This window comes from Vallitalea guaymasensis, from assembly GCF_018141425.1.
Classification (GTDB): domain Bacteria; phylum Bacillota; class Clostridia; order Lachnospirales; family Vallitaleaceae; genus Vallitalea; species Vallitalea guaymasensis.
Genome location: NZ_CP058561.1, coordinates 3,679,586 through 3,691,761, shown reverse-complemented (window position 1 = coordinate 3,691,761; position 12,176 = coordinate 3,679,586). Strand labels below are relative to the sequence as shown.

Genomic DNA, 12,176 nt, shown 5'->3' with positions numbered 1-12,176 from the left:
TAAGGTGAAAAGAACTTAATCTAATAAACGATTTAATATTTCAAAAATATATTATAAATGGGATATTAAATAATAGTGAAAAGAACTAAAACACAAATTGAATTTAGAAAACAAATGAAAACTTTGGATAAGGAAAACAGTACTAATACTACAGGCTTTACAAGTTTCATAGAAAAAGACTATATAAATGGATACTATAGCAAAAAGAAATATAAACGTAGGATAATAACTATTAGTTCCATAGCTACAGTACTAATATTTCTTTTGAGAGGCACATTTATACTTTCCTTCATAATTAGTTCCTATAATAACTTCGCTATATCAGCTAATTTGCCAACAATACCAAATTCATTTAGTATATCCAATAATTCTATAAAAACTAATGTACTAGATGATATACGTGATTTAGGAGACTATTTTTACAACATAATAGATTATAATAATTATATTATAGAAAATATAAATACATTGGACAAAGAAACCATTAAAACCAACTTAATCTCCCTTAATGAAATGGATATAACTGGTTATGAAAATGCAGATGATATAAAAGCCAATATTATAGCTCTAATAGATAATTCAAAGTCAATTCATAAAATAGCCTTAAATAGTACAAATTATATAAATTCTAAGGAATTCAAAGAATTAATTAATGATTATATTAGTTTAACTAAAAATTATGATAAGAATATATTATCAACATTAGATGAATATGGTATTGCACATTATGAGGATGATAATAAAATACACATGTGGATAAATTAAACTTATATATTTAAAACATATTGAATTCCAAGAATAACAAAAGAAAATAAAGGTCGTGATTAGGTTGAAAAATAAGAGTAGTACACCATTTATACTTTACGTCGTTGGAATAACTGTTATGGCATTGTCCGTTCTAATAGCTATTAAATCATATATTGCTTTTAATGGACTAGTATCAGAAGATACAAAGATATTACATGGATTATATATAGTAGGTATAGGAATTATGCTAGGTATATTATTTATTGCATTTGCTGAATTACTAATTAATGTGAAACAAATCAATCAAAAACTTAGCTTACTTACATATGATACAAACAACCAAAAAGATCAGGCTAGGGGATAACCCTAGCCTTAATATATGTTTTATAGCTGCCAACAACTCATTTAATCAAAACTAATACCTGCTAGAATTATATTAGTACATCTAATCATCAAATTCTTCAATAACTTTATGGTAAATATAAGTTCATTTCTAGCTTCCGGAGTAAAAAAAGTACTATCTATGTATACTTTAATTTTTTTAATGAAATAATAGCAACTATCAATAAAATGGCATATAGCTTCTAATTCTTCAATTGAACCCTCTTCCATAATTTATAACACTCCTTTGTAATTAGAAAATTTCATATATTACATTATAATTGTTTAAAATTTCTTCTATCTCAGCTTGAGTTGGATTAATAATAATTAGTCTATAATTTTTTGTAAACACAGCAGGTCAATTGCAGCTTGCTTAAGGTCTATGCAAATTTTAATTTTATTCATACTATATTGTATTAACTTGTTCTCCTTGATAGTTTCTATTTAACTATCTATCATTACTATTTTTTTATCAACATAATTAATTTTAGATGTGACAGGGTTAGAATTGTTTTACTAAAATATTTAGATATGCTATAATAAAATAATAAACTATACTAATTCCAGAGATTAGTTCAATCTATTAAACCTTAAATATATTATAGTATATTCGATTGGATTAGTCAAGTATTTTTTATAATGCATTAAACTTTTATGCAAAGGAGTTAAATTCATTGAACACAATAGGAGAAAGATTAACTGAATTACTTGAAGTAAAAGGTATAAAAGCACCTGAATTGGCTAAAAAAATAGGAGTATCAAAAGGAACTATATATAATATTATAAATGGTAAAACTTTACCTAAGCAAGACACTTTATCAAATATAGCAAAAGAACTTAATACAACTATTGATTATCTAATATTCGGAACCAGAGAATATAAGGATACACTAGAAAAACAACTGTTAGAAACGTTCAGGCAACTAAACTATGATAACAAAATCGAAATAGTCGGAGAAACAACCAAATTATTAACAAAACAAAAACTTGAAAAAAGTAGGTAATTATAACCTACTCTTTTTTAGCTACATAATGCTTCAACCCATTAGATAAGATAGGCATATATGTTATCATTATATAAATGATATTTTATTCATAAAATATAGCCTACATCCCTGAATGGATGTAGGCTTATGATATATAATCTGTTAATTTTAAACTGCTCCAAAGGATATATATCTTCTATTAACATATCCATATTGACCTGTCTCAATTCTATATACACTAGCCCAATTTCCAGCAAAATAATTTACTACAACTTCTTCACCAAATTCGAAAACACCTAATGTTGCAGAAGATGTATTTGCTGATGATTTAAACAGTACATTAACTCCTCTTATATATCCAGGTGCAGGAAGACCACTTTGTAAATTTACGCTCTCAATCTGATTATCTACATTAACAGTGGTTTTCGCATAAGTAGCAGTATTAAATGTTAATATCATGCCAATTACTAATGATAATATTAATAATTGTTTTTTCATTTGAACCTCCTCCTATAAATGATTAATACATTATATATACTATCACATATAATTAGAAAATATTGTAAATTCCTAGTATTCAACCTAATAAAAATATCGCAAAAAAAGACACGCTATCCTCTAAGCAGCTTGTACTACTACTTTATATTTTTAATAATGTATATTAAAACATATTAGTTACTCTACTTCAAATACTATTTCAACCTTATTTTCATAACTTAAGTCATCTTCTGATAATCGAAAGTCACAATATGCAGCTAATTCATATTCTCCTGTAGGTAACTTAAGTTCTTTATCCTTGTAATATGATTTCCAATATTTAGCATCTTTATCATCATTAGACCAACCACCTGATTTAACAAATGGAATCGTATATATTTCCCCCTTTTTTAACACTGTACATTTTAAAACATCTAATGTCATACCTTTATTATAATAATCCTCACCATCAAAAATAGTATAGTTAAAATATGGAGTACCATGCCAAATTGTTATTTCTTCACTATCGCCAACATACTCTACTGTAGAAAATATATCTATATGCTTTTTAGGAGTATAAACCATATCTTCTATAAATAGAATTACTTTGAATATTCCATCATTGTTTTCATAACTTTTATATTTTTTAACCTTATACTGATTATTACTATTGATATCTTTAATTTTCCCTTTGTCACCAATCTCTTCACCAGTTAGAACCTTGTTGTTATTGTTGGTATCCCTATTAGTAATATCATCATTAGTTTTACTATTACAACTTGTTAATAAAAAAATACTTAATACTATAATTAAACTTAACTTTTTCATTTTCCACCTCTTATTCCCGACATATTTATAACTTAATATTAACAAATAATTTAGAAATAAGCAAAAGCAAAGAACTTACCTCAAAAAAAGAAGTAAGTCCTTACCAAACTATTAAAACTCTATCTTAATGTAATTTTTCATATCTTATAATTTTACCATCTTTATAATAAACTATGTAATAACCTTTCGTTGTCTGAATGTCAATATCAATTAATTCTCCTCGTAATCCTCCATCTTTACCAATTCTCATAATATTGGTATCATCTATTTCTAACACATCAACCATTTTATTAATCGTTTGAACTTGAGGTTTGTTATAGATTTCTTCCATACCATTCTTTTCTAATAGTATGAAACAAGATATAAAGCTTAGTGCAAATACTGCAAATTCTATAAAATTACGTTTAATATTAGACCTTCGTTTACAATTGGACATAATTGCTATAGCTATGAAAACAATACCCACATTATAGATTAATACAAATTTACTAATTTGAATTAGCATCAAAAGAGCAATCATGGGAATGATAATCATCATTATCATCCTGACAAATAATCTTGATTTAAACCACTCTCTAGATATAGCTATAAACATAACATGAGTTAATAGAAACGAACCGGTAATTATTAAAAAATCTGTGACTGCATCTGTAATAAAATAGCTGATTATAATAAGCAAAATATAATCAATAAAATAAATACAGTAAAATAGTATTTTGAATAATTTTCTATTGGTTGATCTATATTCCCATTCAATATAATATTGTATGAAAGTTAAAATAATAATTAATAACAAAATTCCATATATCATCATAATATTTTCTCCCTTATATACTAACTAATGTCAGTCTTTCATAATATATCTTAACATTCCTACAGGATTATTTATAAAATCCTTCATAACTCTATAATGCTCCGTTTCTTGATACTCAATCTTTTTATAATCATCATCTAAGCTATAGATGGTTGAATTGGGATAACTCATTATGATTGGTGAGTGGGTCGCTATAATGAACTGTGAATCGTCCATAACCAACTCATGTAACTTTCTTAATAATGCTAGCTGCCTTGTTGGTGACAAAGCTGCTTCTGGCTCATCTAATATATATAATCCTTTACCTCCAAACCTGTAAGTAAGTAATGACATAAATGACTCACCATGAGATTGTTCATGTAAAGATATGCCTCCATAGGATTCTATTATAGGCGGACCAAATCCTCCTTCTCTATCTAACTGCTCAATATTAGAAGCTACATTATAAAAACTTTCTGCTCTTAGAAAATAACCATCACTTGGTTTTTTAACCCCTTTAGTAAGACGTAGAGATTCTGATAAAACCGAATGTGTTTCTTCTGTACTAAAATTAAAGTTTTTACTGCCACCTTCAGGATTAAACCCAAATGCCACAGCAATTGCTTCTAATAGGGTTGATTTCCCGCTCCCATTTTCTCCAATAATGTATGTAACATTGGGATGCAACTCTAATTCATTCAATTCACGTACAGCTTTCAAACAATATGGATATTCCTTGGGATTAATACCATCACGTTCTAACTTTATCTTACGAATAAATTGATAAAAACCTTTTTCCAGCATATTACTCACTTCCTATCTATTAAAAAGTCTAATGTCCATTAACTAGCTATATTTGTATTATTCTTCAATCTGTAAAACTTCTTTTGGAACTTTATTGAACAGAGGACTGACTGATTCTCTTTTGTGTATTCTGCTTATAGTCTCAGCAAATAAAGGTGCAACAGAAATTACCTTTACTTTTTTGCTGTCCATTACATATGGGTTATATACTGAATCAGTTGAAATAAGCTTCTCTATTGGACTATTTTCGAGCTTTGTAACTCCATCTTTATTCAACAGCACATGAGATAAACATGCAAATATTCTATTTACACCACGTTTCTTCAACTCATTAGCAAGATCTATCAATGTTCCTCCAGAAATACTAAAATCATCAACTATCAGTGCGTTTTTATCCTTCACATTACCTACTATTTCAATTATCTTAGCATTCTCGTCATGTCCTTCTCTTTCTTTATCTCCAATAGCTACTGGTAACTTCAGGTACCTAGCAAATTTCCTAGCTTCTTTTGCAAAACCTGAATCCGGTGATACCACTACTAAATCGTCAATTTTTAAGGAATTAATGTATTCACACAATATGGGCAAAGCGAATAGATGGTCAACTGGTTTCTTAAAAAATCCCTGGATCTGTGGACTGTGAAGATCCATGGTTACAACTCTATCTGCTCCCGCCAATTCAATGCATTCTGTACATACTCTACCACGTATGGATACTCTTGGTTCATCTTTTTTATCTCCTTTTGCATAAGAAAAGTAAGGCATGATGACTGTTACAGAATTAGCGCTTGCCCTTTTGAATGCATCTATCCAGAATAAAATTTCTGTAAATTCATCATTAGGACGTAATCCAATGGACTGTACTAGATATACATCTTTATCCCTAACAGTTTCCTCAACTTTCACATATATGTTACCCTCACTGAATGTTATGACTCTTGATTTTCCTAACTGTGATTTTAGATAAATACATATTTTTTCAGCAAAATCTTTACCAGTACTTCCTGCAAATACTTTTATTTCACTTTCTGTATTCATTTCACCACTCCTTATCATTATCCTCTATGATTTATGTTTGTATCATCTTTTCTCATGTCTTTGTCCAATAACTCTTTCTGCAGTCTAGCAATTTTATCTTCTAACTCTATAATCTGCTCTTTATAATATTCTAATTCATTTATTGATAGATATGGAAATTCTGTTATTTCCATTTCAAAGTATTCACAAATACCTTTTGTTATCGCTTTCGCATATTTATCATGCCATAATCTATCTTTCATGTGTTTAGCTTCTTCCAGATAATCCATGAATCCTAGCTCTAATAATACGGCAGGAACTTTTGTCATTTGTATTACATCCCAATTTCCTTCTTTAACACCTCTATTATACAACTTGGTATCATTAATTAGATTATTATGTATTCTTCTTGCTAATTTTTCCCCTTCACCACCAAATTTATAACAGTATGTTTCTATTCCTTTTGCATAACTTTGCCACTTACGATTTATACCATTTTTACGTATAGATATCATTATATCAGCATTACTTTCATTACATACTTCTACCCTATCTTTTACACTTTTATCCTTATAAATATTATCATTGGTCAAAATAACTTTCATTCCGTTGAATTCTAGGTATTTAGCTACTCTATACATTATGGGATAATTCTGTTCTGCTTCATGTGTAGTACTTCCATCTTCAAACTCAGGTGTTGTTTTATCACACGAATAGAATCCGTGACCTGCGTCAAGACATACGATTGGTTTTTTACTACCTTTCACCGTGCACCCTTCCTTTCTATAACTATTATAACCTCTTATAATATACTCACCTCTTAAATAACTCTAAATGTATAATAATTGTTTACTTATGCATTTGTTAGTCACATTAATAAATAATATATCATATAATAATTCTATCATAATATCTAGATAAATCTACTTAAAAACTATTGACATTTATTAAATTTCTGATACAATATATCTTGCGTTAAATCATAATTATATATTTAGTAATATGCGTGAGTGGCTCAGTGGTAGAGCATCGCCTTGCCAAGGCGAGGGTCGCGGGTTCGAATCCCGTCTCGCGCTTTTTTTATTGCCAAAATTTCATCTTCATATGTGTAAAAGTATACAAAAAAAGCCCCTAAATCTTAGGGGCTACTCATTTAACATATATTGTTCAAAGTATTCTTCATAAGTAAGACCTTTTTCATAAACATCTGTTGCAAGGTCTTCACCTAGATAACGGATATGCCATGGTTCATACTGATATCCTGTTATGTCTTCTTTTCCTAATTCATAACGAATAATAAAACCAAATTTATGAGCATTTTCTGCTAACCATTTTCCTTCTTTTAATTCTCCAAGTCTTTCTTGTAGTTTATAGTTAACTCCTGCACATGATACATCAATAGCTAAACCAGTTTGATGTTCACTTTGTCCAGGTTTTGCACTTACTTTGTTAGCAGCTTCGTATCCTCTTTTATTCACGTTATAATTAAATATTGTTTCTTGTCTCTTATATGAACGATATCCAGAAACTCCAACAATCTCTATACCTTCTTCTTTTGCTTGTGCTACAAGTCTTTCCAATGCATGTGCAGCTTCTTCTCTCAAATATCTTTTAGGATCTTCATGAGTAAATGAGAACTTTATATCTGGTTTAATTAAATCATCAGGTACATAATTGCTTGGTAGATTTCTTTGTTTATTAACCAATACGTGAATATCTTTTGGATTTGTTACCACTTGTTTTCCATCTTCATCAATCATAACTGTCTTATCGTTACTATTGTAATTATTATTTTGGTCTGATTGATTGTTTTCTTCCTTTGGTTCTTCTTTTGGTTCTTCTTTTGGCTCTTCTTTTGGTTCTTCCTTTGGTTCCTCTTTAGGCTCTTCCTTTGGCTCTTCTTTTTTTGGTTCTTCAGCTGCTTCAACTTTTACATTAATTGTAGCTGATATATTTTCATATACATATGTTATTGTTGCTTCATCATCTGCTTCTGCACTGTCTAAAACAACTATTTCTCCATTTTCAATAGATATCTTCTCTTCATTATTTGAATGACTTAGTAACTTACTATCATCAGTCAAATCTATTAAGCTTCCATCTGCTAATAATCCTTCAACTTCAACACTATATTTATCACCAATTTTTAATAGCAAATTTTCTTCAGATAATCGTAATTCTTTTATACCATTATCTTCTTCTTTGGAATCATTTTCTTGTTCCTTATTATCTTTTTCAGTTTCAACCGCATTTCCCTGTGCAGTTACTTCGTTTGTATCTTTTCTATCTTTTATAAAACCTATCGCTAGAATAAACACCAAACACAGAGCCCCTACAATCAAAACTATTTTACCAACTTTTTTATACATCCTCTCACCTCTTGTGTTTTAATCTAAACATTATTTTAACATAGAGGCAGTTTTATTACAACATATTGTGACAAAATAATAAGTATAGTTACTGAATCCTTTAAAAACTAAGTTTTTATCTAATTAAAATTAACTAAAATTAGTCTTTATATTTGTTTTTATTACAAAATACTACGTTTTTCCAACTATTATTAAAGTCATTTAACGTTATTGCTTAATTAAAAATAGATATGATTAATGTATTATTTATTTTATAATACAAAAACATATCTATTTTATGGAATATAAAAAACCCTCTATGCTAGAGAGTTTTAATATAAGAATTTCTTATTGAATTTTTGATTTTGCAGTTTCTACTAAACTAGCGAAACCTTCAGAATCGTTAACTGCCATTTCAGCTAACATTTTTCTGTTAACATTAACATCTGCTAACTTAAGACCATACATGAATTTGCTATATGATAATCCATGAACTCTAGTTGCAGCATTAATTCTTGCAATCCAAAGTCTTCTGAAATCTCTTTTCTTAAGTTTTCTTCCTGTATATGAATAAACACCTGATTTCATTACCGCTTGTTTAGCAGTTCTGAATTGTTTAGATTTTGCTCCTCTATATCCTTTAGCTAACTTTAATACTCTTTTACGTCTCTTACGTGTGTGTAAAGCACCCTTGATTCTTGCCATGATTTTTCCCTCCTGTTCGGTTTATATATTTAAACGTATGGTAATAACTTCTTCATTACTTTTTCGTTAGACTTATCCATCATAGTAGCATGTCTAAGAGTTCTCTTTTTCTTAGCTGTTTTCTTAGTTAGAATATGTCTTTTAAATGCTTTATTTCTTTTTAATTTACCTGTTCCAGTTTTCTTGAAACGCTTAGCAGCGCCACGATGTGTTTTCATTTTAGGCATAATAATTTCCTCCTTATAATACCGTATTTATCTTTTCTTCGCCATAAACATTACCATGCTTCTACCTTCCATTTTTGGATACTTCTCAATATCCGCAATGTCTACTAGACTTTCTGCAAACTTAAGTAAGATTTCTCTACCTATTGCAGTATGAGCTAATTCTCTACCTCTAAAACGTACGGAAACTTTAACTTTATCTCCATTATTCAAGAATTTTTTCGCATGTTTCATCTTTGTATTAATATCATGTTGCTCGATATTAGGAGACAAACGAACTTCTTTTACACTAATGATGTTCTGTTTCTTCTTAGCTTCCTTGTCACGTTTAGCTTGTTCATATCTAAATTTTCCATAATCAATTATCTTACATACTGGTGGCTTTGCCTTTGGGGAAATCTTAACTAAATCTAAGTTTCTTTCTCTTGCAAGCCTTTGAGCATCTCTTGCAGACATAATACCCAGTTGGTTACCTTGATCATCGATTAAACGTACTTCTCTGTCTCGAATTTGCTCATTAATCATTAATTCGCTAATAGTAGGACACCTCCAAAATTTTTTATTTACAGTTCGCCTTTATCTTTATACAATAAAAAAAGCGCGTATTAAAATACCCACTCATATACATTACATAAACAATGAATTCATCCATCTTTTACGTATTTTACCCTAGTAGCTTTATTACCCTAAGGTGAGAAGTGGATACTTCTACTTATTTTACTTCTTATTAATTATACAGGTTCAATGTATCTCTGTCAATAGTTTTTTATATCTTTTTATAATTACTTAATCTATCTATTGAATCACCAATTAATATAATTAAATACAAAAAGCACATTACTTAAAATAAATAAGTGCTGTGCTTTTTATTAGTCATGATACTACCTATTTCTCTTCTGCTTCTATAATTTCTTTACTTTCAATTTCTTTTTCAAGTCTTGCAATGAATTCATCAAGTGAAATAGCTCCTTCGTCACCTTTGGCTCTACTTCTTACTGCTACTTTATTCTCATCTTGCTCTTTTTGACCAACAATTAGAAGATAAGGAACTCTTTCCATTCTTCCTTCTCTGATCTTGTATCCTATTTTCTCAGCTCTGTCATCAAATTCCACTCTGATGCCTTTTGCTTTTAATCCATCTACAACTTTAGTTGCATAATCATTATATTTATCAGATATTGGTAGAACTTTTACTTGAACTGGTGCAAGCCATGCTGGGAATGCCCCTGCAAAATGCTCGATTAAGATACCAATAAATCTTTCAATACTACCAAATACTACTCTGTGAATCATTACAGGACGATGTTTTTCTCCATCTTTTCCAGTATATTCAAGTTCAAATCTCTCAGGTAATTGGAAGTCAAGTTGAATTGTTCCACATTGCCATGTTCTTCCTAAGCAGTCTTCTAGATGGAAGTCGATCTTAGGACCATAGAATGCACCATCACCTTCATTAACCACATAATCAAGACCATTTTCATCAAGCGCCTGTCTTAATGCCTCAGTAGCCATATCCCAATCTTCATCACTACCCATACTGTCTTCTGGTCTAGTAGATAACTCCATATGATATTTGAAACCGAATACTTTGTATACTTCATCTATCAAGTTGATAACTCCAACAATCTCGTCTTTGATCTGTTCAGGTAACATGAAGATATGAGCATCATCTTGTGTAAAGTTTCTAACACGCATAAGTCCATGTAGGGCACCTGACATTTCATGTCTGTGAACAAGACCTAATTCACCAACACGTAGTGGTAGATCTCTGTAAGAGTGCATTTTGTTTTTGTATACTAACATACCCCCTGGACAGTTCATAGGTTTTACAGCATAATCAAGTTCATCAATAACTGTAGTATACATATTTTCTCTATAATGATCCCAATGTCCAGAACGTAACCATAATTCTTTGTTCAATATGATTGGTGTAGCTATTTCTTGGTAGTTGGCTCTATTATGAACTTCTCTCCAATAGTCAATCAATGTATTTCTAAGCACCATTCCTTTTGGTAAGAAGAATGGGAAACCTGGTCCTTCATCAAACATTGCAAATAGTTCAAGCTCTTTTCCTAATTTTCTATGATCTCTTTTCTTGGCTTCTTCTAATTTTTGAATGTAAGCATCAAGTTCAGCTTTTTTAGTAAAAGATGTTCCGTATATTCTTGATAACATCTTGTTCTTTTCATCACCACGCCAGTAAGCTCCTGCCACAGATAATAATTTAAAAGCTTTTACTGATTTAGTAGTCATAAGGTGAGGTCCAGCACATAGGTCAACGAATTCCCCTTGCTCATAGAATGAAATTACCTCATCCTTACCCAAATCTTCAATAAGTTCTACTTTGTAGTCTTCGCCTTTTTCTTTCATGAAACTGATAGCTTCATCTCTAGGTAATTCAAATCTCTTGATTTGAAGATTCTCTTTTACGATTTTCTTCATTTCTTTTTCAATTGCTTCCAAGTCTTCATTAGTAAAAGGTGTTTCCTTATCAAAATCATAATAGTATCCATTTTCTATTGATGGACCTATAGCTAGTTTTACTTCTGGAAATAGTCTCTTAACCGCTTGTGACAGGATATGAGCTGTTGTATGTCTAAAAGCACCTTTACCTGAATCATCATTGAATGTAAGAATGTTAAGTGTTACATCTTTATCAACTACATGTCTAAGATCAACAACCTCTCCATCCACTTCTCCTGCACATGCCATTCTTGCAAGTCCTGCACTAATATCATTAGCTATATCAATAACTGACATGCTGCTTTCATATTCTTTTTTTGAACCATCTTTTAAAGTAATAATCATAATTATTATCCTCTCTTCTTATATAGTACATAATCATTATTTAATTAAAATATTGCCA

15 protein-coding genes, 1 tRNA gene and 1 other annotated feature are annotated in these 12,176 nt (G+C 29.8%); of the genes, 4 read left to right on the top strand and 12 right to left on the bottom strand.

Annotated elements, in window-relative coordinates; genetic code table 11:
- Nucleotides 1-75 precede the first annotated feature (75 nt).
- Nucleotides 76-765, top strand: a complete 690-nt coding sequence (locus tag HYG85_RS15845) for a hypothetical protein (RefSeq protein ID WP_212690459.1) — start codon at nt 76-78, stop codon at nt 763-765.
- Between the two features lie 64 nt (nt 766-829).
- A complete protein-coding gene (locus tag HYG85_RS15840) occupies nt 830-1,111 on the top strand; it encodes a hypothetical protein (protein WP_212690458.1) in 282 nt (93 codons plus the stop codon).
- Between the two features lie 41 nt (nt 1,112-1,152).
- On the opposite strand, the gene HYG85_RS15835 is transcribed toward HYG85_RS15840, so the two are convergent.
- Nucleotides 1,153-1,359: a hypothetical protein gene (locus HYG85_RS15835; RefSeq protein WP_113673869.1), complete on the bottom strand. Its 207-nt coding sequence runs from the start codon at nt 1,357-1,359 to the stop codon at nt 1,153-1,155.
- Nucleotides 1,360-1,802: 443 nt separating this feature from the next.
- Here HYG85_RS15835 and HYG85_RS15830 point away from each other — a divergent pair, with 443 nt between their 5' ends.
- On the top strand, nt 1,803-2,132 hold the full coding sequence (locus HYG85_RS15830) for a helix-turn-helix domain-containing protein (RefSeq protein ID WP_212690457.1): 330 nt from the start codon (nt 1,803-1,805) through the stop codon (nt 2,130-2,132).
- 150 nt (nt 2,133-2,282) lie between these two features.
- Here the strand turns inward: HYG85_RS15830 and HYG85_RS15825 are convergent, their stop codons facing one another.
- From HYG85_RS15825 to HYG85_RS15800, 6 genes are all read right to left on the bottom strand, one after another.
- Nucleotides 2,283-2,612 carry an SH3 domain-containing protein gene (locus HYG85_RS15825; protein ID WP_212690456.1) on the bottom strand — a complete coding sequence of 110 codons (330 nt, stop codon included), beginning with the start codon at nt 2,610-2,612 and terminating at the stop codon, nt 2,283-2,285.
- A gap of 177 nt (nt 2,613-2,789) precedes the next feature.
- The gene (locus HYG85_RS15820; protein WP_212690455.1) at nt 2,790-3,419 is read right to left on the bottom strand and encodes a hypothetical protein; all 630 of its coding nucleotides are present in this window, start codon (nt 3,417-3,419) and stop codon (nt 2,790-2,792) included.
- A 124-nt stretch (nt 3,420-3,543) separates the two neighbouring features.
- Entirely contained in the window at nt 3,544-4,233 is a 690-nt protein-coding gene (locus tag HYG85_RS15815) for a hypothetical protein (protein WP_212690454.1), read from the bottom strand.
- A gap of 30 nt (nt 4,234-4,263) precedes the next feature.
- Nucleotides 4,264-5,016, bottom strand: a complete 753-nt coding sequence (locus HYG85_RS15810; RefSeq protein ID WP_113673860.1) for an AAA family ATPase — start codon at nt 5,014-5,016, stop codon at nt 4,264-4,266.
- Between the two features lie 57 nt (nt 5,017-5,073).
- Nucleotides 5,074-6,054, bottom strand: a complete 981-nt coding sequence (locus tag HYG85_RS15805) for a ribose-phosphate diphosphokinase (protein WP_212690453.1) — start codon at nt 6,052-6,054, stop codon at nt 5,074-5,076.
- Nucleotides 6,055-6,071: 17 nt separating this feature from the next.
- Nucleotides 6,072-6,800, bottom strand: coding sequence for an N-acetylmuramoyl-L-alanine amidase family protein (locus HYG85_RS15800; RefSeq protein ID WP_212690452.1), 729 nt, complete (start codon nt 6,798-6,800; stop codon nt 6,072-6,074).
- 237 nt (nt 6,801-7,037) lie between these two features.
- Here HYG85_RS15800 and HYG85_RS15795 point away from each other — a divergent pair.
- Nucleotides 7,038-7,109 (top strand) — tRNA-Gly (locus tag HYG85_RS15795).
- 69 nt (nt 7,110-7,178) lie between these two features.
- Here HYG85_RS15795 and HYG85_RS15790 read toward each other — a convergent pair.
- From HYG85_RS15790 to thrS, 5 genes are all read right to left on the bottom strand, one after another.
- Nucleotides 7,179-8,402, bottom strand: coding sequence for a M15 family metallopeptidase (locus tag HYG85_RS15790; RefSeq protein ID WP_212690451.1), 1,224 nt, complete (start codon nt 8,400-8,402; stop codon nt 7,179-7,181).
- Between the two features lie 327 nt (nt 8,403-8,729).
- Complete coding sequence (gene rplT, locus HYG85_RS15785; protein ID WP_113673857.1) at nt 8,730-9,086, bottom strand: 50S ribosomal protein L20; 357 nt, start codon at nt 9,084-9,086, stop codon at nt 8,730-8,732.
- A 29-nt stretch (nt 9,087-9,115) separates the two neighbouring features.
- On the bottom strand, nt 9,116-9,313 hold the full coding sequence (rpmI, locus tag HYG85_RS15780) for a 50S ribosomal protein L35 (protein WP_113673856.1): 198 nt from the start codon (nt 9,311-9,313) through the stop codon (nt 9,116-9,118).
- A 27-nt stretch (nt 9,314-9,340) separates the two neighbouring features.
- Nucleotides 9,341-9,835: a translation initiation factor IF-3 gene (gene infC / locus HYG85_RS15775; RefSeq protein WP_113673855.1), complete on the bottom strand. Its 495-nt coding sequence runs from the start codon at nt 9,833-9,835 to the stop codon at nt 9,341-9,343.
- Between the two features lie 59 nt (nt 9,836-9,894).
- Nucleotides 9,895-10,030 (bottom strand) — a sequence feature (ribosomal protein L20 leader region).
- Between the two features lie 165 nt (nt 10,031-10,195).
- Nucleotides 10,196-12,118 carry a threonine--tRNA ligase gene (gene thrS, locus HYG85_RS15770; protein WP_212690450.1) on the bottom strand — a complete coding sequence of 641 codons (1,923 nt, stop codon included), beginning with the start codon at nt 12,116-12,118 and terminating at the stop codon, nt 10,196-10,198.
- Nucleotides 12,119-12,176: the final 58 nt, after the last annotated feature.

Coding starts and splice junctions, on each gene's coding strand:
- HYG85_RS15835 (WP_113673869.1), bottom strand. CDS start 1,359: ATGGAAGAGGGTTCAATTGAAGAATTAGAAGCTATATGCCATTTTATT.
- HYG85_RS15825 (WP_212690456.1), bottom strand. CDS start 2,612: ATGAAAAAACAATTATTAATATTATCATTAGTAATTGGCATGATATTA.
- HYG85_RS15820 (WP_212690455.1), bottom strand. CDS start 3,419: ATGAAAAAGTTAAGTTTAATTATAGTATTAAGTATTTTTTTATTAACA.
- HYG85_RS15815 (WP_212690454.1), bottom strand. CDS start 4,233: ATGATGATATATGGAATTTTGTTATTAATTATTATTTTAACTTTCATA.
- HYG85_RS15810 (WP_113673860.1), bottom strand. CDS start 5,016: ATGCTGGAAAAAGGTTTTTATCAATTTATTCGTAAGATAAAGTTAGAA.
- HYG85_RS15805 (WP_212690453.1), bottom strand. CDS start 6,054: ATGAATACAGAAAGTGAAATAAAAGTATTTGCAGGAAGTACTGGTAAA.
- HYG85_RS15790 (WP_212690451.1), bottom strand. CDS start 8,402: ATGTATAAAAAAGTTGGTAAAATAGTTTTGATTGTAGGGGCTCTGTGT.
- rplT (WP_113673857.1), bottom strand. CDS start 9,086: ATGGCAAGAATCAAGGGTGCTTTACACACACGTAAGAGACGTAAAAGA.
- rpmI (WP_113673856.1), bottom strand. CDS start 9,313: ATGCCTAAAATGAAAACACATCGTGGCGCTGCTAAGCGTTTCAAGAAA.
- infC (WP_113673855.1), bottom strand. CDS start 9,835: ATGATTAATGAGCAAATTCGAGACAGAGAAGTACGTTTAATCGATGAT.
- thrS (WP_212690450.1), bottom strand. CDS start 12,118: ATGATTATTACTTTAAAAGATGGTTCAAAAAAAGAATATGAAAGCAGC.